General features: G+C 58.4%; 19 protein-coding genes. 6 read left to right on the plus strand and 13 right to left on the minus strand.

Annotated features, from left to right (window positions below; all coding sequences use genetic code 11):
- Nucleotides 1–18 precede the first annotated feature (18 nt).
- Both V1T76_RS09525 and V1T76_RS09530 read right to left on the minus strand, forming a co-directional pair.
- Nucleotides 19–1,362, minus strand: coding sequence for an NtaA/DmoA family FMN-dependent monooxygenase (locus V1T76_RS09525; protein ID WP_330560433.1), 1,344 nt, complete (start codon nucleotides 1,360–1,362; stop codon nucleotides 19–21).
- A 199-nt stretch (nucleotides 1,363–1,561) separates the two neighbouring features.
- On the minus strand, nucleotides 1,562–2,233 hold the full coding sequence (locus V1T76_RS09530; protein ID WP_330560434.1) for a class I SAM-dependent methyltransferase: 672 nt from the start codon (nucleotides 2,231–2,233) through the stop codon (nucleotides 1,562–1,564).
- Between the two features lie 280 nt (nucleotides 2,234–2,513).
- On the opposite strand from V1T76_RS09530, the gene V1T76_RS09535 reads away from it, so the two are divergent.
- From V1T76_RS09535 to V1T76_RS09545, 3 genes are all read left to right on the plus strand, one after another.
- Nucleotides 2,514–3,644 carry a prohibitin family protein gene (locus tag V1T76_RS09535; RefSeq protein WP_330560435.1) on the plus strand — a complete coding sequence of 377 codons (1,131 nt, stop codon included), beginning with the start codon at nucleotides 2,514–2,516 and terminating at the stop codon, nucleotides 3,642–3,644.
- A 100-nt stretch (nucleotides 3,645–3,744) separates the two neighbouring features.
- On the plus strand, nucleotides 3,745–4,323 hold the full coding sequence (locus tag V1T76_RS09540) for a YcjF family protein (protein ID WP_330560436.1): 579 nt from the start codon (nucleotides 3,745–3,747) through the stop codon (nucleotides 4,321–4,323).
- Nucleotides 4,323–4,499 (plus strand): hypothetical protein, encoded by a 177-nt coding sequence (locus V1T76_RS09545; RefSeq protein ID WP_330560437.1) that lies wholly within the window; start codon nucleotides 4,323–4,325, stop codon nucleotides 4,497–4,499. Before V1T76_RS09540 ends, V1T76_RS09545 begins: the two co-directional genes overlap by 1 nt.
- 171 nt (nucleotides 4,500–4,670) lie before the next feature.
- On the opposite strand, the gene V1T76_RS09550 is transcribed toward V1T76_RS09545, so the two are convergent.
- The gene (locus V1T76_RS09550; RefSeq protein ID WP_330560438.1) at nucleotides 4,671–5,024 is read right to left on the minus strand and encodes a cupin domain-containing protein; all 354 of its coding nucleotides are present in this window, start codon (nucleotides 5,022–5,024) and stop codon (nucleotides 4,671–4,673) included.
- A gap of 97 nt (nucleotides 5,025–5,121) precedes the next feature.
- Nucleotides 5,122–5,952 carry a peptidoglycan-binding domain-containing protein gene (locus tag V1T76_RS09555; RefSeq protein ID WP_330560439.1) on the minus strand — a complete coding sequence of 277 codons (831 nt, stop codon included), beginning with the start codon at nucleotides 5,950–5,952 and terminating at the stop codon, nucleotides 5,122–5,124.
- Between the two features lie 222 nt (nucleotides 5,953–6,174).
- Here V1T76_RS09555 and V1T76_RS09560 point away from each other — a divergent pair, with 222 nt between their 5' ends.
- A complete protein-coding gene (locus V1T76_RS09560) occupies nucleotides 6,175–7,056 on the plus strand; it encodes a DMT family transporter (RefSeq protein ID WP_330560440.1) in 882 nt (293 codons plus the stop codon).
- A gap of 43 nt (nucleotides 7,057–7,099) precedes the next feature.
- Here V1T76_RS09560 and V1T76_RS09565 read toward each other — a convergent pair whose 3' ends face one another.
- Genes V1T76_RS09565 through V1T76_RS09575 form a run of 3 tightly spaced genes read right to left on the minus strand, consistent with a single transcriptional unit; the run spans nucleotide 7,100 to nucleotide 10,220 of the window.
- Nucleotides 7,100–8,164: a TRAP transporter substrate-binding protein gene (locus V1T76_RS09565; RefSeq protein WP_330560441.1), complete on the minus strand. Its 1,065-nt coding sequence runs from the start codon at nucleotides 8,162–8,164 to the stop codon at nucleotides 7,100–7,102.
- A 20-nt stretch (nucleotides 8,165–8,184) separates the two neighbouring features.
- Entirely contained in the window at nucleotides 8,185–9,750 is a 1,566-nt protein-coding gene (locus V1T76_RS09570) for a TRAP transporter large permease (protein WP_330560442.1), read from the minus strand.
- A complete protein-coding gene (locus tag V1T76_RS09575; protein WP_330560443.1) occupies nucleotides 9,747–10,220 on the minus strand; it encodes a TRAP transporter small permease subunit in 474 nt (157 codons plus the stop codon). Before V1T76_RS09575 ends, V1T76_RS09570 begins: the two co-directional genes overlap by 4 nt.
- Nucleotides 10,221–10,650: 430 nt before the next feature.
- On the opposite strand from V1T76_RS09575, the gene V1T76_RS09580 reads away from it, so the two are divergent.
- Nucleotides 10,651–11,193, plus strand: coding sequence for a peroxiredoxin (locus V1T76_RS09580; RefSeq protein WP_330560444.1), 543 nt, complete (start codon nucleotides 10,651–10,653; stop codon nucleotides 11,191–11,193).
- Between the two features lie 86 nt (nucleotides 11,194–11,279).
- On the opposite strand, the gene cydX is transcribed toward V1T76_RS09580, so the two are convergent.
- The 6 genes from cydX to V1T76_RS09610 all read right to left on the minus strand — a co-directional run bounded on the left by cydX (nucleotide 11,280) and on the right by V1T76_RS09610 (nucleotide 19,778).
- Entirely contained in the window at nucleotides 11,280–11,399 is a 120-nt protein-coding gene (cydX, locus tag V1T76_RS09585) for a cytochrome bd-I oxidase subunit CydX (protein WP_040440058.1), read from the minus strand.
- A gap of 12 nt (nucleotides 11,400–11,411) precedes the next feature.
- Nucleotides 11,412–12,569, minus strand: a complete 1,158-nt coding sequence (gene cydB / locus V1T76_RS09590) for a cytochrome d ubiquinol oxidase subunit II (RefSeq protein WP_330560445.1) — start codon at nucleotides 12,567–12,569, stop codon at nucleotides 11,412–11,414.
- A 6-nt stretch (nucleotides 12,570–12,575) separates the two neighbouring features.
- Entirely contained in the window at nucleotides 12,576–14,180 is a 1,605-nt protein-coding gene (locus V1T76_RS09595) for a cytochrome ubiquinol oxidase subunit I (RefSeq protein WP_330560446.1), read from the minus strand.
- Nucleotides 14,181–14,526: 346 nt separating this feature from the next.
- Nucleotides 14,527–16,233 (minus strand): thiol reductant ABC exporter subunit CydC, encoded by a 1,707-nt coding sequence (gene cydC / locus V1T76_RS09600; RefSeq protein ID WP_330560447.1) that lies wholly within the window; start codon nucleotides 16,231–16,233, stop codon nucleotides 14,527–14,529.
- On the minus strand, nucleotides 16,230–18,038 hold the full coding sequence (gene cydD / locus V1T76_RS09605) for a thiol reductant ABC exporter subunit CydD (RefSeq protein WP_330560448.1): 1,809 nt from the start codon (nucleotides 18,036–18,038) through the stop codon (nucleotides 16,230–16,232). Before cydD ends, cydC begins: the two co-directional genes overlap by 4 nt.
- Nucleotides 18,039–18,278: 240 nt before the next feature.
- Complete coding sequence (locus tag V1T76_RS09610; RefSeq protein WP_330560449.1) at nucleotides 18,279–19,778, minus strand: CoA-acylating methylmalonate-semialdehyde dehydrogenase; 1,500 nt, start codon at nucleotides 19,776–19,778, stop codon at nucleotides 18,279–18,281.
- 320 nt (nucleotides 19,779–20,098) lie between these two features.
- Between V1T76_RS09610 and V1T76_RS09615 the strand changes: the two genes are divergently transcribed.
- Nucleotides 20,099–20,980: a LysR family transcriptional regulator gene (locus V1T76_RS09615; protein ID WP_330560450.1), complete on the plus strand. Its 882-nt coding sequence runs from the start codon at nucleotides 20,099–20,101 to the stop codon at nucleotides 20,978–20,980.
- The last annotated feature ends 16 nt before the right edge of the window (nucleotides 20,981–20,996 follow it).

The raw sequence follows: 20,996 nt of genomic DNA on the forward strand, positions 1-20,996 counted from the left end.
TTTCGCCAGACGTATTTTTCAGCCTTGCAGCCCCAGTCGTTGTCTGAGTGTCAAAGGGTCGTGCCCGGCTGGCCGCACGTGTCCACGCTGACGCAGGATCGGCACGACAGCCCGGGAAAACTCATCGAAACTTCCGGGAAAATGGGTCGGGGTAATCACGAAACCGTCGCACGCCCCCTTCAGGAAATACGACTCAAGCTGATCGGCGACCTGCTCCGGCGTGCCCACCAGGCGCGGCGTGGACGTGCTGCGTGCCATTCGGATTGCGATCTCGCGAAGTGTCCAGCACCGGGTCCGATCTTCTTCCCGGATCCGTTCCAGCCATGGAAAGGCCGCTCCACCATCCACGGCCGCCTTCCCGGCGCATTTTGCGGATGTTTCCAACACCTCATCGATGGGCGTGTCGGGATCATATCCGGTTGCGTCAACGCCGATCATGCCTGAGAGAAAAGCAATGGCGACATCCGGATGGATCAGCTCATCGAGATATTCCGCCCGCGCCTTCGCAATCGCTTCGGTTTCGCCGATCACCGGCTGAACCGCCGTTAGAAGGAATATCTTTTCCGGGTCACGCCCCTTTTCCGCGGCCCGTCGGCGCACATCGGCACGCAGTTCCGACATACCCTCGGCATCCGCCTGGATCGCGAAGATAACATCGACCCATTTGGCGGAAAAATCACGCCCACGCGGCGAAACGCCGACGCTCATCAGGATTGGCTCTCCGCCCGGTCCGGCCGGAAGCGACAAGGGGCCACGCAGTTTGAAACGCTCTCCCTCGTGGTCGATGGGCCGGATCTTGCCGGTGTCCGCATAAAGACCGGACGCCTTGTCGGCCACCAGTGCATCCGGCTCCCAGGACTGCCAGAGCTTGCGGCAGATCTCCAGACACTCCTCGGCCCGGTCATAGGCTTCCGGCGAAATGAGCTTCGGGAAATGACCGAAATTGTGTCCGTTGCTCGGACCGGCAGAGGTCACGACATTCCACGAAATCCGCCCCTTGCTGAAATGATCCAGCGTGCTGAGCGTTCGAGCCAGGTGATAAGGCTCCATGTAGGTGGTCGAGAGCGTGACCGTGAACCCCAAAGACTTGGTCACCGAAGCCATGAGCGAAACCAGCAAGTTGGGGTCATGGCGGACAGCGCCAACCGCGCCGTGTTTCAAAAAGGTTTCGTAGTCGTCGTTCAGTCCGGTGGTGACGCTGAGACTTTCCGGAATGAACGCGAGATCGAACCCGCCCCGCTCCAGGGTCACCGCCGTATCCTTGAACAAATCGGGATCGCAGAAATCCGTTTCGCTGTAGGGATGGCGCCACATGCCGGCAAAATGGCTTCCGGGCACGAGCATGTACCCGGCGAGAAACATATGACGATTTGCAACACCTAAATTCAAATCACCCCCCGGAGTGTTTTTTCACAAGTAATCTATCGGCTAAATTTGCAACCCCTCCCTTTCTCACACCACTTACCTAACGGCACTAAAAAATAATTCACGACTTTTTCTCAGATTATAAGTTAATTTTTCTCCACTAATTTCCGTTCAACATCCTTCAATTCGAAGTTTACTAAAGTCTTCGAAAAACCCGCAGCGTGTTTCCATAAAAAATTCGTGGAATTTCCAGGCTTTCAAAAAGTTCGAACCCTGCAGCCTTCACCTGTGCCTCAACCTTGGCGGTCTTGACCTGCCTTACCCACTCCCCGGAAAAAATCAGATCGTCGACATTGTGGGCTAACCGCCGCCAGAACGGCGCTTCAACCATATCCTTGAACAGGAATATCCCTCCTGCCGCGACACGTTTGATCGCCTCCTCAACAGCCTTCACCCTATCGCCTTCGGGGACATGATGCAGGACATCGACCATGGTCACGACGTCAAAGCTATCGGCGGGCAATTCCTCGAAACCTCTGATCTTCAAAAACGATACGTGCCCGGCATTGCCCGTTCGTTCTGCGGCCATTCGGGCCGAGGCAAGAGCGCCTTCATGGACATCGCACCCGACAGCTACCTTCACCCTTCCCGATGCCAGCAGAATGGCCAGCAACGCTCCGTTGCCACAGCCGACATCCAGAACCTTTGCGTCTTCGGGAATATGCCGCTCGATGTCCTCAAACGGGCAGACATAGGGTCGAGCGGAAATCAGTTTGCGCAGGAGCTTGGGTTCATAGTCGTAAAGGTCGAAGAGGAACCGGCTCAGGTCCTTCCGATCGAAACTGAATGACCCTGCTCTGGCTGACACTCACCGCTCCTTTAGGTGGTTGCGATCACGGTTTCACAACGTTCGAAATTAACCATAAGTTGCATTGACGTAAGGCAACACAACACGACTTAAGCAAATTCTTTCGCTCTTGCCTAGCTCAAGAAACACGCTTGCCACAACGTTGTTTTCTTGCAACTCTGCTGCGACTGGCGCAGACAGGATCACTCGGAAAGCATTGAGAGTTCTTGTTTTTATGCTTTTGCCGGCCGTAAGGTCACCCTAACGAGCTGCGGACCGTTTCAATTCCTGGGGGCGCTGAATGAGCGTTGCGGAAGACGACGTCGAGGTTGACAAGCCGAAAAAGAAGCCGCGCAAGATCCACAGGATGAGCCGGACCGACAAGGCCATCGCCTATCTGCTGCTGCTGGGCTTCGTCTCGATTGTTCTGTGGCCACTGACCTTCTTCGTCATCGGACCGGGTGAAGTCGGCGTTCTGTTCAGAACGCTTACCGTCGGTACCGAAACCAGATTCGTTTATCCCGAAGGCATCAACATCAAATGGCCCTGGAACCGGATCTATCCCTACGAGGTCCGCATTCAAAAGCAGGATGAAACGGTCCACGGGCTGGCGGCGGACGGCCTGCGTATCACTTCGGACATTTCGGTCCTGTATTATCCGAAGGCGGATAATGCCGGCAAGCTGCACCGGGCCATCGGACCGGAATATGCCGACCGTTTTGTCCGCCCCACCGCTGTGGAAGCGGTCCGTTCCGTCATCGGCAAATACGACCCTCACGAGCTTTACCAGGTCGACATGTCACGCCTTGAAAGGGAAGTCATGGAGACCATTCAATCGAACGAGCAGGACCTGATCATCTTCGATCAGGTCATAATCCGCCGGATCGAGCTGCCGAAGGAAATCAACCAGGCAATTTCGCGCAAGCTGACCGAGGAACAAAACGCCCTCGCCTATGAATACGTGCTGCAGCAGGCCCGCAAGGAGGCGGAGCGCAAACGTATCGACGCCATCGGCTACCAGACCTTCTATTCGATTGTCGCCGACGCCCTGACACCGCAGCTTCTGACGTGGCGCGGTATCGAAGCCACTGTCGAATTGTCGAAATCCAACAACAGCAAGATTGTGATCGTTGGCGGCGGCAAAGACCAGCTTCCACTTATCCTCGGCAGCGACATTGCCAATCAACCGAGTTTGCCGGCCCCTGCTCCAGTCAACCCGCAACGCTACCGATTGCCCGATTTCGATACTCTGCCGCAACTGTTCTCGAACGCACCAACGTCCGAGACGGATATGTCGCAGGATGAGGAGACGCAGCAGAGACCGAACGAAGATACATCGGGCGAGAATTCTTCCGAAGAAAGCTCGACTACCGCTGAAACAGCCCCCGCTTCGGGCAGCCAAAACACGGAAAAGACGCAAACTGGAAATTGATATCTCGCTGATTGCAAGATTGAAATCGGATCGCAGTCGAGCTACGCTCACGTAGAGTAAGCAGCCGGGTGCTGAGACGCTGAAGGAAGGAAACTGTGAAATGACAACGAAGTCCACACGCACAAGTTCCGCAAAATCACAGCCTGAAGACACCGTCGATGCGGCTGAAAAGCTGGCTGACGGTACGGCTGAGACCGAAAGCTCTCCGCTGACCCCTGAAGAACGCACACTGGCAGCCGAGAAAATCATACGTGACCATGTCATCGTGGGCACAGGCACCGGCCTCATTCCGATTCCAATCTTCGATCTCGTTGCCGCAATCGGCACGCAGCTCAATCTCATTCGCAAGCTGGCGGCAGTCTATGACGTGCCGTTTTCGGAAAATCGCGCGAGAACAGCCGTGACGACGCTTCTGGCAAGTCTCGGCGGTGTCGGTGCGGGTACCTTCATTGCCTCCAGCTTCATGAAGACTATTCCGGTGCTCGGCACCGCGTTGGGTATCGTGGGATCCGGTGCAACGCTCGGTGCCTTCACCTTTGCTGTCGGCAAGGTGTTCCAGCAGCATTTCGAAACAGGTGGTGACTTCCTGAATTTCGACGCCGCTGCCTACAAGGAACATTTCAAGAAGATGGTGAAGAGGGGCGAGGATATCGCGGAAGACAAGCCGGAAGCCGCCTGATGTTTGTCGCACCCCTGGTCATATATCTGCTTCTGTGCGTCCTGGTCGGTTACCGGGGGCGGGAAACCCGCCTCGGGTCCTTCGGATGTTTCCTGGCAAGCGTGGTACTGACCCCCGTTCTGGTGTTCGTGGTCCTGCTGCTGACGGAACCTTCCGGATATCAGGCGCAGAAGTAACAAGAGCAAAGCTCCGGACCGGGGACCAGGGTCCCCGGTTCCCTTTTTGGTGCCTGGTAATTGCTGCGGATGGATGATCATTCATCTGCGCGGCATATGCGCCTGTAATCGCTCAGAAATCGAAGTTGAACCTTGCTGGTTTCTCAAGGCTGCCACTGCTGTCGACCTGCATCAGGACGGCAGGCGGATGACGAACAGCTTGCGGGTGGTTTCCAGGACTTCCCAGGTTCCGGAAAAGCCAGGCTGGAGCACAAAGCTGTCACCTGCCCCAATCTCCCGGGTGGTACCGTCCTTGTCCGTCAGCACTGATCTGCCGGAAAGAATCGAGCAGAACTCCCATTCGTCGTAAGAGATCTTCCAGGCCCCCGGCGTTGCTTCCCAAACGCCCGAAAACAGGGTTTCGTTATCCGTCGTCTCGACCAGCCAGGTGGTAAACTTCGGATCTCCCGAAATGACCTTTTCCGGCGCGGGCGCATCATGTTCGGGAACGATCTCGTCGAGATTGAAGGGAAGGAAGGCGTGCATGCGCGTCTCGCTGTCGTTGGAAGATCGGATCAGATGACGGATGCTAGCTTCCGAAGGTCGTGCTGACCAGATGTCCTTGGGCTGAAGGCTCTCCCATTCAGGCCCGCAACAACCGAATGTTCCGCCGCATCTGCTCAACTTGCTCGAAGCTCAGCACAAAAGGCGTGGTCCGAGGCAGTGTCGCCAGAATGTTCTGTTTGTGCGCCACATGCTCGCTCACGCCTCGCGGGCTGTCGATGAGGTTATGGGCGACTTCATGAGCCAGCGTGCTTACATCGGCGTTTTTCTTGATCCGCGTGACGGCTCCCGTGTGATTGGCCTTGGAAAGGGCCAGGTCGGTGTCCGGATTGAAGCGGCGGATATAGAACACCATGATTTCATTCGGCAGCACCCTTACGGAAGTATGCGACTCCGCCAGTTGCTTCATCCTGGCAAAGGCGAGACCGTGCTGGGAAAACTCCGTTTCTTCGGCTGCCGTCAAGGCCAGTGACTGGATGGACGTGACCTCGAAGTTGATGCCGTAGTGGCTGTAGAGTTCCTTTGCGGTGCTTTCTGCGGTGGAGATCGGGGCGTCCGGCGTCACCACAACGAATATGTGCACACGAACCTTGTGCGTGAGGAACGGAAGCGCCCTGTCGAGCTTGGCCATGGTGTTTCGCCCGACGGCACCGTCATCGTTGATAGGGGGCCCGCCGTGTGAGGAACGCTGGAACTCCTTGACCTTTTGCACGGTTTCATTGCCGTAAATGCCATCCGGACTGAGCCCCGTTCCACCAACGGATTTTGGCATGGGAAACCCCAGTTCTATCAACCCGAACTGAACCAGATGCACACCGTGTCCACTCGACCCGCTGCCGAGCCAGGGGCTGTTGATTGCGGCGGCCTCGAGCTGCGGCACATTGCGGAAATAGGGAGACGTCAATGCCATGGGATGGGGCCTCCGGGGCGATGGAACGGATAAGCGGCGAGCAATCGAAAATTGTAATTTACCGCAAAACACCCTTACTCTAAAAACAAATTACGCAACGGCAATCATTATTCTCCACGGACGTGTCCTGCCGCATCCCGACAGGCCGGATTTCGGCAAATCTCGCCTTGTTGCCCTGTCCGGCGCGGTGTTTCACTGCACCCAGAAAAGGGAGGTAGTGGAATGGGAACGGCCATGGCCGAAAGCCGCAATCGGGTAACGGCAGGAATAGGAATGATGTGCGCGGGCGTTGTGTGCCTTTGCCTCAACGACGCCATTGCCAAGACACTTACGGCTGACTACAGCCCGCTCCAGATCCTGTTTCTGCGCAACGTCATCGCCCTGCCAATTGCAACTATGATTGCGTTGCAAATGGGCGGCAGATCCGCCCTCATTTCTCACCGTCCGGCGGCCCACCTTTTGCGCGGAGCGCTATGGATTTGCGCCGCCACGCTGTTTTTCACCGGCCTGAGCCTACTGGGTCTTGCGGAAGCTACGGCGCTTGTTTTCATCATGCCTGTATTCGTGACCGCGATTTCCGCGCTGTTTTTACGCGAACAGGTCGGGTGGCGCCGATGGACGGCAGTGCTTATCGGGTTTGTCGGGGTTCTGGTGGTCGTCCGTCCGGGCACAGGCGCCTTTCAGGCAGCTTCGCTTCTGCCCATCGCGACAGCCTTGTTCTACGCGGCGCTGATGCTCAGTGCACGTCTGGTGGACCCGCGCGAGAGCGTCTGGACCCTGATGCTTTATCTGTCCGGAGCCGGCGCTCTCATCACCGCGCTTGCAATGCCTTTCGTCTGGGTGCAACCAAGCGCCGAAGACATCTGGCTGTTCCTGGGCATCGCGCTGTTCGGTACGGTCGGCATCACGTTAATGACACAGGCCTTCCGTCTGGCACCGGCCGCCGTTGTCGCGCCGTTCGACTATACCGCGCTCTTGTGGGCAACCCTGCTCGGCTGGCTGTTGTGGGACGAAATACCCGACCTGGCGACCTACGTCGGCGCGGCGATCATCATTGCAAGCGGTATCGCCATCGTGCTGCGCGAACGGCAGCTGGAAACCTGAAACCCCGCCGGTCGCCTTTGCCGGCCGGCGGGGCAAGGCGTGCCTACATGCGCTGGGTGAAGGTGGTTGCCTTCACCAGCGCCGCGTAATCCTTGGCAAGCTCCAGGAACGCGTCGTAGCTTTTCTGCACTTCGGCAAACTTCGGATTGGCGGCAGCGTTTTCCGCCATCACTTCGGCGACTGCCGTCTTCAAGGCAGCCAGGACATCATCCGGGAAGTTCGCAAATGTGACGCCGTCTTCCTTCAGCTTCTTCATGGCCACCGCGTTGTAATAGTCAAACTGGGCAGTGGTTTCGACAGAAGCAGCTTCCGCCGCATAGGCAATGATGGCCTGAAGGTTTGCCGGCAGGCTGTCATAGGCTTCCTTGTTGACGACGATTTCCAGTGCCGCTGACGGCTCGTGGAAGGCCGGAACGTAGCAGTAGCTGGCAACTTTCTGCAGGCCGAACGCCTGATCCAGCATGGGACCGACCCACTCGGCCGCATCGATGGCGCCGGACTGGAAGGCCGGGAAGATTTCCGGAGGCGGCAGCAACACCGCGTTGACACCGAGCTTGCGCATGGCTTCGCCGCCAAGGCCGGCAATGCGCATGTTGAGACCGGCAAGATCATTCAGGCTTTCAACCGGGTTCTTGAACCAGCCGGCGGCCTGAACACCGGAACTGCCCGAATAGAAAGGCTTGAGGCCACGTTCTTCGTAAAGACTGTCCCACAGGTCCTGACCGCCACCGTACCGGAGCCAGGCGGTCGTTTCCACCGCGGTCATGCCGAAGGGAACGGCAGAAAAGAAGTGCAAGGCCGTGTTCTTCGAAGCGGCGTAGTAAGGCGTCGAATGACCGATCTCGGCCGTGCCCTGCTCCACGGCGTCTTCAACACCGAAGGGCGGCACAAGTTCGCCACTGGAGTAGACCTTGAAGGTCAACTGACCATCGGACATGGCAGCGACACGGTCGGCGAAGGCGGTCACATTGGTGCCGACGCCGGGGGCCTTGGCCGGGAACGACGTCGGCAGCTTCCACTCGATCTTGCCCTGCGCAATTGCAGGTGCCGCCAGCAGGCTGGCAGGAGCGGCAACGGCGCCGGCCTTCAGAAAATCACGTCTTTTCATACTTGTCTCTCCCATGGTGTTCAAAACAGGACGTCCGGCAACAGTGTTGCCAGTGCCGGAAAGGCGGCGACCAGACCGAGCGCCAGAAGCTGAATGGCGACAAACGGGATCACCGAAACATAAATGTCAGAGGTGCGGATATCCGCCGGTGCAACCGACCGGAAATAGAAAAGGGCAAACCCGAATGGTGGCGTCAAGAACGAAGTTTGCAGATTGAGCGCAATCAGAACCGCAAACCAGACCGGGCTGATGTCGGACTGCAGGATGATCGGCCCGACGATCGGAACGACGATGAAGATGATCTCCACGAATTCCAGAATGAATCCGAGCAGGAAGATCACCAGCATGGTCAGCAGCAACATGCCGTAGGCGCCGCCTGGCAAGGCGTGCAGCAATTCGGCGACATGCTCGTCACCATTGAAGCCGCGGAAGACCAGCGACAGAATGCTGGCGGCAATCACGATGCCGAAGATCATTCCTGTAATGGTCACGGTTTCCCGCAACGCAGGCACCAGCACGCCTCCCCGTATCAGAGACGCTGCTGCAATTGCCAGCATGACGAAAGCTGCTGCCGTCATCGCGACGGAGACAATCGTCAGTGCCGTCCAGCTTATCCGTCCGCCTTCGAACTCCAGACCAAAGAGGCCGAGCCGGCGCAGCACCAACAGCACAATGGCAAAGCCTGCGCAGGCCATTGCGATGCGGGCAGCCTTGCCGTCGCTTGCGGCGGCGGCAATCAGGATGGCACCGGCGACACCGACGCTGGCGGCTTCCGTTGGTGTTGCGATGCCGATCAGGATGCTGCCGAGCACGGCCACGATCAACCCGAGCGTCGGGGCGATATTCCGGAATAGTTCACGGCCTGACACACGCGGCTGCGGTGCCGGAGTTTGCCCCTCCGGCCCTTTTGGTACCGTCCGGCGCAGGCGCAGCAGCACGTAAGCTGCATAGAGAGCAACCAGAAGCAGACCCGGGATCAACGCACCGGCAAACAGGTCCCCCACGGTGACGGGGTCCGGCGCAAAATTGCCGGCTTCCTGCTGCGCTTCGAAGTAGGCATTGGACACCTGATCACCCAGAAGGATCAGAACGATGGACGGAGGAATGATCTGACCGAGCGTTCCGCTGGCGCAGATGAGCCCGCTGCTCATGTGCTTGTTGACGCCGGCCGCCAGCAGCGCAGGTAGCGTGATGGTGCCGAGCATGACGATGGTTGCCCCGATGATGCCGGTTGAGGCGGCGATGAGCGCGCTCACCAGAACAACGGAGAGCGCCAGGGCCGACTGCTGCCCGCCCATTGCGGCCGTCAGGCTCTGCAACATCCGCTCCGCCTGGCGTGACTTTTCAAGGAGCAGCCCCATGAGCACGAAGAGTGGCACCGCCAGCAGAAGCGGATTGGTCATCACACCGTAGACGCGCTGGGGAACGGCCTGAAAGAACACGAGGTCGAAATGCCCCGTCGCGGCTGCAACAAGCGCCACGAGCGTCGGCGCCCCGGCAATCGCCAGCAGCACAGGTACACCGGACAGAATGCAGGCAAATACGGACAGGGCCAGAATGGCGAGCCAGATAATATCGGCAGTCATGAATCGTTCCGCCGGATCGCGCCGAACAGCTTTTGAAGAGTGAAGATAACGACAAGCGCCGGAAGGATGACAAGACAGGTCTTGACCAGAAACAGACCGGGCAAGCCGCCGGTTTCGGGAGACCCTTCCAAAATCGCCCAGGAACTGCGGACCAGCGGAAATGCCGTCCAGAGCATGAGCGCAAAGACCGGCAGAGCCAGCAGGAGATATCCCAGCCAGTCGACGCGCCGGTTCGTACGAGCGCTCCAGTTCTGGCGGAAGACATCTACACGCACGTGCTTGTCCGCATCGAAAGAAACGGCCACTGAAAGGGCAACAAGAGTTGCGAAGGCATAATTGACCGCGTCCTGGATTTCCAGAAATCCGAAGCCAAGCAGATAGCGCATCAGCACCATGGCCAATTGGCCCAGAAAGACGATCGCGGCAAACCCCATGCAAAGCATGTGCACCGCCCGAAAGACCCTACGCATTCATCACTCGTGACGCTGGAAGTCAAATTTTGGCAGGGTCCCGGATGCAGGATCCGGCCCTGTGGAGCCCCCTGATGTGTCCCGCCTCAAGTCCAGAGAGAACCAACCGGGACGCCTCAACTTAAACATCGAAATTGAGCGTGTATACAATGATTTGAGTGCTTTTTCCGGAAAACTCCGCCTGCCCACAAAAGTCCCGAACGTGAGTTTGCTCGCATGTGCGAAGCGGCATATCGTCCTGACAGGCTGTATCGCACAGGCTTGTTGGCTTTCGCAGAGCAAAATGGATTGCGGCATCGCAGCAAATGCGCTAGGCCGAAACCTTCTCCGCTTTCAGGGCGTTCATGCCCTGCCCGGTTTTCCTCCCTCGGGCAAGGTCAGATTTTAGCGCTCTGGACAATTTGCAACCGTTCAATTTCTGGAGTTTGCGATGCTCGGCAAAAAAGTTCCGTTCGTTACCTTCCGTACCCGTGTCCGCGACGAATCCATCGAAGGTCCGAACCCGTTCCGTTGGGAAGACAAGACCAGCGACGACTACTTCAAAGGCAAGAAAGTCGTTCTGTTTTCGCTTCCCGGTGCGTTCACTCCGACCTGCTCCACCTATCAGCTGCCGGACTTCGAAAAGCTGTTCGAAGAGTTCAAGGCTGAAGGCGTCGACGACATCTACTGCATCTCCGTCAACGATGCTTTCGTGATGAATGCCTGGGCAAAGGCTCAGGGCGTCGAGAAGGTCAAGGTGATCCCGGACGGTTCCGGCGAGTTCACCCGCAAGATGGGCATGCTGGTTGCCAAGGACAATCTCGGCTTCGGCATGCGCTCCTGGCGTTACGGTGCTGTCGTCAACGATGGCGTCGTTGAGCAGTGGTTCGAAGAAGAAGGCTTCTCCGACAACTGCGAAAGCGATCCGTATGGCGTTTCTTCGCCGCAGAACATCCTGGAAAAGCTGCGCGCTGCAAAGGTGCAGGCCGCCTGATCCAACGGGCATAAGCTCAACAAAAAGCCCCGGAGCGATCCGGGGCTTTTTTCGTTCTGTGACAAGGCTTTTGGCAAAAGCTAGCCCTACTCGCGACCTTCAAGGCGGCGACGTTCGTCTTCCGACCTCAGCTCCAGCCACATCGCGTTCAGGATAGCCATAGCACAGGCCAGAGGCATTCCGAGGACCCAGGCAAAATACCACATGAAGCAGTCTCCTCAGTAAGCGGTGTGGTTGTCGCGTTCGATGGTTTCTTCATCCACCTTGCCCCACAGGACCTTGTAGACCCAGGCGGTGTAGACAAGGATGATCGGCAGGAAGATGAGTGTCGCCACCAGCATGTTGAACAGGGTTCGATGGCTGGATGAAGCATCCCAGACAGTCAGACTGGCGCCGGGCTGGAGCGAGGACGGCAGGATGAACGGGAACATCGAGACACCCACTGTCGAGATAATCCCGAAAACCGCCAGCTTCGAAAACAGGAAGATCAGCTTTTCCATACGGGTCTGCAGAAGCACCAGAGTGCCGAACAGGCCGAGGAAGCCGAGGCCCGGGGCAAGCCAGAGAACAGGATGGACAGTGTAATTGGACATCCATGCTCCACCTTCCATAATCGCCTGTTTCGCGAGCGGATTGGCTGCCATGTTCGGGTCGACTTCAGACGTGATGCGGAAGCCTTCCACATAGCCGCTGGCAATCAGATAACCACCAAGGGCGAACAGCACGATGCTGAGACCGGCCGCTACGGTTCCAAACCGACGTGCACGCATGGCGATATCACCGGAAGCGCGCATCACCAGCCAGACCGAGCCGTGGGCCACCAGCATGGTAACGGACAACAATCCGCACAGCAGCGAGAACGGCGAGAAGAGCCCGAAGAACGAGCCTTCGTAGGTCATGCGCAGGTCGGTATCGAGCGAAAACGGCACGCCAAGCAACACATTGCCGACGGCAACTCCGAAGACGAGCGCCGGCACGAAGGATCCCGTAAACAATGCCCAGTCCCAGGCATTGCGCCAGGACGGATCCGGCCGCTTGGACCGGTACTTGAAGGCCACCGGCCGCAGGATCATCGCCGCCAGCACCACAAACATCGCGAGATAGAAGCCCGAGAAGCTGATGGCATAGAGCGGCGGCCAGGCAGCGAAGATGGCCCCGCCCCCCAGGATGAACCAGACCTGGTTTCCTTCCCAGGTCGGGCCGATCGTGTTGATGACGACACGCCGTTCGATATCCGTTTCGGCAACGAAGGGCAGCATCGCGCCGACACCCATGTCAAATCCGTCCATGACCGCGAAGGCAATCAGCAGGACACCAAGCAGTACCCACCAGATCATTTTCAGGACGGAGTAGTCGATCATTTCATAGAGGATCATCTTCGATTACTCCGCTGGAACTGAGGCTGCGGTGGGAGCCGGCTGCCGGAATGCGGCTTGAACCGCATCCGGGTTTTCACCGTCTTCGGGCCCGATCTTGATGTATTTGATCATCAACGTGATCTCGATCACCAGAAGCGTGCTGTAGAGCGCTACGAAACCGGCGAGCGTCAGCAGAACCTCGGTCACGCTCAGGTTCGAAACACCCGCGGCCGTCGGCAGCATACTTTCAATGATCCAGGGCTGACGGCCGTATTCAGCCACGAACCAGCCCATTTCGCAGGCAATCCACGGCAACGGAATAGACCAGACTGCGACGTGCAACAGCCAACGGCGTTTGTCCCTCAGAGTGTCCAGTTTCCCGGACGAGGAATAGTAGAAGAAAATCGCCGTCATCAGGATGAAGAAGAAGCCGCAAGCCACCATGATCCGGAAGGCATAGAACATCGGCATGACTTCAGGCACGGTCGACCAGGCCGCAGCATCCACCTGAGCGGTGGTTGCTTCCATCGGATTGTCCGTGAACGGCAGCAGCAGATAGGCATACCCAAGCGAGTTCTCGTTCTGCAGGAACGTCTCGCGGACATCCGGGCTGACATTGACGGGATCCTGGCGGATCTTCTGCAAAGCATCCCAGGCAATAGCGCCTTGCCGAATGCGGTCCTTGGTCCGTGACACCAGGTCCTTGATGCCGGGAATGACCGTATCGAGAGAGCGCGTTGCGATCAGACCCATCACATAGGGCACTTCAATGGCAAAGACGTTTTCACGCTTTTCCATGTCAGCCCAGGCAACCACGTTGAACGAGGCCGGCGCGGGTTCGGTGTCCCACATGGCTTCGATCGTCGCCAGTTTCATCTTCTGGTTCAGGTTGGCCTCATAGCCGCTTTCATCGCCCAGAACCACAACCGACAGAGCCGATGCAAAGCCGAAGGCAGAGGCAATTGCCATGGACCGTTTGGCAATCGCGATATGGCGGCCCTTGAGCATGTACCAGGCGGAAATACCGAGCACGAACATGGACGCGGTGACATAGCCCGCGGACACGGTGTGCACGAATTTGGCCTGCGCCACCGGATTGAACAAAACGTTGTAGAAGCTGATGACTTCCATCCGCATGGTGTCGGGGTTGAACGCGGCCCCGATCGGGTGCTGCATCCAGCCGTTCGCGATCAGAATCCACAGCGCGGACAAGTTCGTTCCGATTGCGACGGCCCAGGTGGCCGCCAGATGCTGGCGCTTCGAAAGCCGGTCCCAACCGAAGAAGAACAACCCGACGAAGGTGGCTTCCAGAAAGAAGGCCATCAGGCCTTCGATCGCCAGCGGTGCGCCGAAGACGTCGCCGACATACTGGCTGAAATAGGCCCAGTTCATGCCGAACTGGAACTCCATGGTCAGTCCGGTGGCAACCCCCAGGACGAAGTTGATTCCAAACAGAGTGCCCCAGAACTTGACCATGCGTTTCCAGACCTCGCGGCCGGTCATCACATAGACTGTTTCCATGGTCGCCAACAGGATCGACAGGCCGATGGTCAAAGGCACAAACAGGAAGTGGTAGAGCGCTGTCATGGCAAATTGCAGCCGCGACAGGTCAACGACGTTCAGTTCCATCGTATTCCCCCTTTACGGACCGGACACGGCCCGAGCATTTTCGCAAAAGCATCCAACGTTCTGTCGAACGGAAAAAGACACTTCGGCACATCAGGACGATCGACGGGGTGATGCCCAGTCGGAGGGGACCGGGCCATGTCGATCTTGATCGAAAACCCGATTATCGTCCCGATCCAGCGGCGGCAATCAACTACGCAATGCATGCGGATTAAGGCCGCCAATCCCGTCAATGAACCGGCTTAGAAAACGAGTCTTCCTATGTCCTGATCGTGGCCTAGAGCCACCTGAAGGTCAATGCGACAGAAAGGACGTGGCAACCACAAGCTGCGGAAAACCCGGCGGGAACTCATTGAAATTCGGAAAGAATTGTTTCCGGCGACGGATTGCCGCCCCCATGTGGCGCTGTCAGATCCAGCAAGCGATCGGCCCGCTCCAGTTCCTGACGGCGATGCGCAATCATCAAGACGGCAGCCTCTCCGCGATAGGACAAAAACCTGTCGAGAACGTCGCCGGCGGTTGCAGCGTCCAGTCCCTCGGTCATCTCGTCCAGAACGAACAGAGCCGGCCGGGTCAGAAAGGCCCGTGCAAGGGCCAGACGCCTCTGCTCTCCACCGGACAGACCCAGCCCGCCTTCGCCCAGAATGGTTTGCAAACCTTGCGGATTCTCAGAAATGCGTTCGGCAAGCGCCGCTTGTTCAAGCGCACGCCAGAGGTCCGTATCGCTGGCATTCGGGTTCGCGATACGCAGGTTTTCCGCGACCGTATCGTTGAAGAGATAGGCCTTCTGACCGATGACGGTAATCTTGCGGCGAAGTTCTGCCTCCGGGATCCGGCCGGTATCAACGCCGTCCAGAACAACCCGTCCCTGCCCCGGGTTTCTCAACCGGGCGGCCACTGCCGCAACCGTTGACTTGCCGCACCCGCTGCGTCCGGCCAGAGCAAGTATTTCGCCGCGCGCGACGCTGAAACTGAGCCCCTCCAGCACGCGTCTCTGCGCACCTGGATAGCCAAAACTGACGTCTTCGAAGGCAAGCACAGCCTTAGCGGCAGTATCGTCTCTTGGTCCCGAGGCCCGGTCACCCGCAGGTCCAGCTTCAGCGCGATCCTTCATCAAACCCATGACCCGGCCTGCAGCAAGAGCGACACGCGGCAATTTGGCAAGGCCTGGCAAGCTCATCGAAAAAATTTCCGGTAGCCCCATGACCACAAGTATGAGCCCAACAGCCAAAGCTGCCGTCAGCGCGCCGCGACCGACTTCCAGAAGACAGACAAGAAGAATGGCTGCAAGGAACAACTGGCCAAGAAGTGTCGAGCCCGCTGTCAGTTTGCTGGTCCGGAGATCTTCGGCCTCCTGGGCTTCCGCGAGGCGTCTTTCTGCGGCAAGTACCGTCACGGCCGCAGCTTCCAGCCCGCCATAGATCGCCAAATCCCGACGCCCCGCAGCCAGATCAGCCGCCCGAAGCCGCATGGCATCAAGCGCCGCATCCGTGCGGCGGGCGTTTTTGGTATCTGACCGGACGAAAGTCCAGATAGCCAGGCAGCCCCAGGCAGATATGAAAACAGCGCCAGTGACCAGAAGAAGCGGAGAGATGCTGCTCCAGACCAGAAGCAGCGAGACTGCAACGACGAGCGCCATCACCAGGGGAACAACCAGCCGCAGATAAACGGTATCGAGGACGGCGATATCGAGCGTCAGGCGGTTGAGCAGCAATCCAGTTCTACGCCCCTCGCTCGTCCTCTGTGCCATGGACGCAAACAGCCTGTTCCTGAACCCGGTCAGAAAACGAAACGTCGCATCATGGGTCAAGACGCGCTCACCGTAACGGCCCGCCGTGCGGATAATCGCAAAGGCGCGAATGAGAGCGCTTGGTGCGAATATGTTGAGAAACGCACCACTAAGCCCGGCAATTGCGGCCGCCGTGATGAACCAGCCCGAGACCCCAAGCAGCAAAAGCCCGGCAGCCACAGGCAGCAGGGCGACGAAAATACCGAGCCAGAAATAAAAGCGGTCGTACCGGTGCTGGGTGCGGATGATGTGCCAGACAGACTTCACGCGAGGGCCCTCCCCCCGGCGACCGCGCCTTCCGATTTCAGATCGATCCGCCGTGTGGCGATTTGCCGAAGCCCCTTGTCATGTGTGGCGATGATTGAGGTGCGCCCGTTACAAAGTGTCTGCAGACCGCTTATGACATCAGCCGCCGTTTCCTCATCGAGTGAGGCAGTCGGCTCGTCCGCCAGCAAGAGGACGGCATCCTTTCGCATGGCCGCCCGCGCCAACGCAACCCGGCGGATCTCGCCAACCGAGAGGCCGAAGCCATCTTCCCCCAAAGGCGTTTCAAGGCCGCGCGGTAGTCGCTGAACAAGTGTTTCAGCACCCGCAAGTCGCAGTGCCTGCCACAGATCGTCTTCGGTGACCGCTGCAGGTGTATCAACGGCCTTCAAGAGGTTTGCCCGCAGACTGCCGTGAAACAGACGTGGAGACTGGCCGAGCCAGATGACTTTTCGGCGCAGCACTGCAGCCAGCGCATATGCGGGAGCATCATCCACCAGGATTTCACCGGAATCTGGCTCGTGAAATCCGAGTATTCCGTCAATCAAGGTGGTCTTGCCGCTGCCGCTCGGTCCCTCGAGCAGAAGCGTTTCAGCAGGTTTGATTGCCAGACTGAAATCCTTGAAGACGTCTCTTTGCTGGTGAGAAATGCAGACAGACCTGAACTCAATTGCCGGCGGGTCCGAAAGCTGACGAGCGTCGGCTTTTTCGTAGGTACCTGCACCAAGCGAAAGCGGCTTGGGATTGTCTTCTGCCGGGAAAAGCGTCGCCAGTCTCTCCCGGGCGGCAAGTCCACCTGCGCGGTCGTGATAGGCTGCTGCATAGGCGCGCAAGGGCGCGAAGAACTCCGGTGCGAGCAGGAGAATGAAAAGGCCTTGTGCAAAGGTGAGAGGCTCGCCCCAGGTGCCAGCCTGGATGTCCCCCAACAGCGAAAAGCCGACATAGACTGCGCAAAAGGCAATGCCGAGCGCAGAAAACAGCTCCAGCACGGTCGAGGACAGGAATGCGATCTTCAGAACGCGCATGGTTCCGGTCCTGAAGCGTTCGCCGGCGTCGCCGATTTGCCGCTGTGTTCGCTCGATTGCGCCGAACAGCATCAGTGTTTCAAGTCCCTTGATCCTGTCCAGAAGACTGCCGCTCAATCGCACCAGTTCCTCCTGCTGCCTCTCGCTCGCCGCCTTTGCGCGCAGACCGATCAGCGCCATGAAAACCGGAATGAGCGGCCCGCAGACAATCAGGATCAGCGCGCCCAACCAACTGAAAACAGCACTCGCTGCCACGATCCCAAGGGGCACAAGGCGCAAGCGCAGTTTCTGCGGTTCGAAGTTCCGATAATAAGGTCCAAGCAGATCGACCTGTTCGGTGACGTGTGCGGCAAAGGCTCCGGAAGATGGAAACGCTGCCGACGGTGACCGCGTGGCCGCAATGGAGAGAAGATCACCGCGTGCCCTGCTCTGGATCGCACGAGCAGTCTGCCGGGCTACCGTTTCGGCGCGGTTTTGCAGAAATACTCTCAATAGTGCGACAAGGGCTATGCCGGCGGCGGCCAGCAACGCCGGCAAAGTGAGATCGCTCTCGGCACTAAGGCTCGCGTCAGCAGCGGAAAAAATTGCTGGAAGCGGTCCAAGCGCCCAGGAAATCAATCCAGCCTGGGCGATCCACAGCAGATCGGATACGGCAAGAATCTTGCCGGCCCGCTTGAGGCGGCGGCTTTCTGCCTCGTTCGGCCAGCCGAAAGCAGCCGCGGTTCCGCGGCCCTGCCCCACATCCTCAGCCACTTTCCCGATCTTTTCCTTTTTCGTTTTCATCGGGCGTTTAGTGTCGCTCTCCCATTACAAATGCAAGGGACACATTGCCACGGCGCACCCCGGTTTGCCATGTCGGATCCACGCCTTTGCCTGCCAATTTACAGTGCCGCAGCAGAAGAACCGCGACGACCCACGCCTGTCTGGCGAATTCAGCCATCGAAACGGGCTGCAGTTGCCGCAAAACAGAAACGCTCCCGGCGGTGACCGGGAGCGTTTTACCGAACATGTGCTCGATTGATTTTATTTCATCGTCGGAATGACGAACTCAGCACCATCCTTCAGGCCTGACGGCCAGCGGGACGTCACGGTCTTGGTGCGGGTGTAGAACTTGAACCCGTCCGGACCATGCTGGTTGAGATCGCCAAAGCCGGATTTCTTCCAGCCGCCGAAGGTGTGGTAGGCGAGCGGCACCGGGATCGGCACGTTGATGCCGACCATGCCGATGTTGATGCGGGACGCGAAGTCACGAGCGGTATCGCCGTCACGGGTGAAGATTGCTGTGCCGTTGCCGTATTCGTGGCTGAGCGGCAGTTCGAGAGCTTCCTCGTAGTTTTCCGCACGAACCACGGACAGAACCGGACCGAAGATTTCGGTCTTGTAGATTTCCATGTCCTTGGTGACGTTGTCGAACAGGCAGCCGCCCATGAAAAAGCCGTTCTCATAGCCCTGCATGGAGAAGTCACGGCCATCGACAACCAGCTTTGCGCCTTCCTTGACGCCCTGATCGACAAGACCCTTCACGCGGGCCAGTGCTTCCTTGGTGACCAGCGGACCGAAGTCGACATCGTTGCCTGCCGTGTAAGGCCCGATCTTCAGTGCTTCCACTTTCGGCGCAAGCTTCTCGATCAAGGCGTTGGCAGTGCTCTCGCCAACCGGCACGGCAACGGAAACGGCCATGCAGCGCTCGCCAGCTGCGCCGTAACCGGCACCGATCAGCGCATCGGCAGCCTGGTCGAGGTCGGCATCCGGCATGATGATCATGTGGTTCTTGGCACCGCCGAAGCACTGGGCCCGTTTGCCGGACGCAGTTGCACGAGCATAAACATACTGGGCAATCGGTGTTGAGCCGACGAAGCCGACAGCCTGGATGGTTTCATCGTCCAGGATCGCATCCACCGCGCTCTTGTCGCCGTTGACGACGTTAAGAACACCTTCCGGCAGACCGGCCTCGATCATAAGTTCGGCCAGCATGATCGGCACGGACGGGTCACGCTCGGACGGCTTCAGGATGAAAGAGTTACCGCAAGCGATCGCCGGGCAGAATTTCCACATCGGAATCATGGCAGGGAAGTTGAACGGCGTGATACCGGCAACGACGCCGAGCGGCTGACGCATGGAGTACATGTCGATGCCCGGACCTGCGCCTTCGGAGAATTCACCTTTCAGAAGATGCGGCGCACCGATGCAGAACTCGGCAACTTCGAGACCGCGAATAACGTCGCCCTTGGCATCCGGCAGCGTTTTGCCGTGTTCGCGGGAAAGCGCTTCGGCCAGCTTGTCCATGTCGCGGTTCAGAAGATCGACGAACTTCATCATCACGCGGGCGCGGCGCTGCGGGTTGGTGGCTGCCCAGGCAGGCTGTGCGGCGGCGGCGTTGGCGATTGCCGCATCCATTTCTTCCTGGCTGGCCAGGGCGACCTGCGCTTCTACTTCACCGGTTGCCGGATTAAAGACGTCTGCATAGCGGCCGGAGGTTCCCTCCACGTGTTTGCCGCCGATAAAATGACCGATCTTCCGCATGTCGCGTTTCTCCCAATATGTTCTGACACCAGCCAGAAAGGTTTTCTGGCCAATGTCCGAGGTGATTTCTTTTTGACGTTTATTTTTGCCGCAAACAAGAACCAGAACTCCGGACCCGTTGTGCGTTTTTTAAAGTTATGTCAATTAAAGTCCAATCAGCGTTTGAAATGAACGATAGGTCCAATAGCCCTCAGTTGTCATCCCGGCATGAGCGCGGCAATGAGCCCGTGCAGAGCACCCCGTGAGGACATCTTCTGATTTTTTCGCTCACCCGGCTGGTAACAACCAGAGCAAGGCGATCAACGCGAGAAGCAATCTGCATGAACTGGGACGACATCCGCATCTTTCTCGCAATCGCGCGAACGGGACAGATACTGGCCGCAGCGCGCCGCCTCGGCCTCAACCACGCCACCGTCGCCCGCAGACTAACGAACCTTGAGGACAGCGTCGGCACACGTCTGTTCGACAGGTCGACGTCCGGCTGTCTTCTGACCGAAGCGGGCAACCGGTTTTTCGACAGGGCAGAACGGATCGAAGCCGAGGCGGTTGCGGCGGAAGCGGATCTCACAAACGACACGCCGGAAATTACGGGAACCGTGCGCATCGGCGCGCCCGACGGCTTCGGTGTTGCATATCTTGCCCCTCGCCTCGGAAAACTGACGGAGAAGCATCCGGGCCTGACGGTGCAGCTCGTGCCCGTGCCGCGATCCTTCTCCCTGTCCCGCCGCGAGGCCGATATCGCCGTGACGATAGACCGGCCGGAAACCGGCCGACTCTTTGCCGGCAAGCTTGTCGACTATTCCCTCGGCCTATACGCCTCGAAAGCCTATCTGGAACGCCGAGGCACGCCAGTTATCGCACACGACCTTACCGCCCACGATCTGATTGGATACGTGGAAGACCTGCTTTACTCGCCGTCGCTGAATTACGGCACCGAAATCCTGAAAGACTGGACTGCACGCTTTGAAATCGCCTCTGCGCTCGGCCAGACCGAAGCCGTGCGCTCCGGAGCAGGTATTGGAATCCTCCACGATTTTATCGCGCGCGATGACAGTGGTCTTGTCGCTGTTTTGCCGAACATAAAGCTTCACCGCGCCTACTGGATGGTCACGCATGAAAGCTCGCGCCCGCTCCGCCATGTTGCGGTGGCACAAGACTTTCTGCGCGATCAGGTCGCGCGCGATAGAGCTATCTTCAGCTAGGCAACCAAACCGAAAA

The sequence above is a fragment of the Roseibium sp. FZY0029 genome (genome assembly GCF_036350355.1).
In the GTDB taxonomy this organism is placed as follows: Bacteria; Pseudomonadota; Alphaproteobacteria; order Rhizobiales; family Stappiaceae; genus Roseibium.

Excerpts from the sequence above, each read along its gene's own strand:
- V1T76_RS09525 (WP_330560433.1), bottom strand. The coding sequence starts at position 1,362 with ATGTTTCTCGCCGGGTACATGCTCGTGCCCGGAAGCCATTTTGCCGGC.
- V1T76_RS09535 (WP_330560435.1), top strand. The coding sequence starts at position 2,514 with ATGAGCGTTGCGGAAGACGACGTCGAGGTTGACAAGCCGAAAAAGAAG.
- V1T76_RS09540 (WP_330560436.1), top strand. The coding sequence starts at position 3,745 with ATGACAACGAAGTCCACACGCACAAGTTCCGCAAAATCACAGCCTGAA.
- V1T76_RS09545 (WP_330560437.1), top strand. The coding sequence starts at position 4,323 with ATGTTTGTCGCACCCCTGGTCATATATCTGCTTCTGTGCGTCCTGGTC.
- V1T76_RS09550 (WP_330560438.1), bottom strand. The coding sequence starts at position 5,024 with ATGCACGCCTTCCTTCCCTTCAATCTCGACGAGATCGTTCCCGAACAT.
- V1T76_RS09555 (WP_330560439.1), bottom strand. The coding sequence starts at position 5,952 with ATGGCATTGACGTCTCCCTATTTCCGCAATGTGCCGCAGCTCGAGGCC.
- V1T76_RS09560 (WP_330560440.1), top strand. The coding sequence starts at position 6,175 with ATGGGAACGGCCATGGCCGAAAGCCGCAATCGGGTAACGGCAGGAATA.
- V1T76_RS09565 (WP_330560441.1), bottom strand. The coding sequence starts at position 8,164 with ATGAAAAGACGTGATTTTCTGAAGGCCGGCGCCGTTGCCGCTCCTGCC.
- V1T76_RS09570 (WP_330560442.1), bottom strand. The coding sequence starts at position 9,750 with ATGACTGCCGATATTATCTGGCTCGCCATTCTGGCCCTGTCCGTATTT.
- V1T76_RS09575 (WP_330560443.1), bottom strand. The coding sequence starts at position 10,220 with ATGCGTAGGGTCTTTCGGGCGGTGCACATGCTTTGCATGGGGTTTGCC.
- V1T76_RS09580 (WP_330560444.1), top strand. The coding sequence starts at position 10,651 with ATGCTCGGCAAAAAAGTTCCGTTCGTTACCTTCCGTACCCGTGTCCGC.
- cydX (WP_040440058.1), bottom strand. The coding sequence starts at position 11,399 with ATGTGGTATTTTGCCTGGGTCCTCGGAATGCCTCTGGCCTGTGCTATG.
- cydB (WP_330560445.1), bottom strand. The coding sequence starts at position 12,569 with ATGATCCTCTATGAAATGATCGACTACTCCGTCCTGAAAATGATCTGG.
- V1T76_RS09595 (WP_330560446.1), bottom strand. The coding sequence starts at position 14,180 with ATGGAACTGAACGTCGTTGACCTGTCGCGGCTGCAATTTGCCATGACA.
- cydD (WP_330560448.1), bottom strand. The coding sequence starts at position 18,038 with ATGAAAACGAAAAAGGAAAAGATCGGGAAAGTGGCTGAGGATGTGGGG.
- V1T76_RS09610 (WP_330560449.1), bottom strand. The coding sequence starts at position 19,778 with ATGCGGAAGATCGGTCATTTTATCGGCGGCAAACACGTGGAGGGAACC.
- V1T76_RS09615 (WP_330560450.1), top strand. The coding sequence starts at position 20,099 with ATGAACTGGGACGACATCCGCATCTTTCTCGCAATCGCGCGAACGGGA.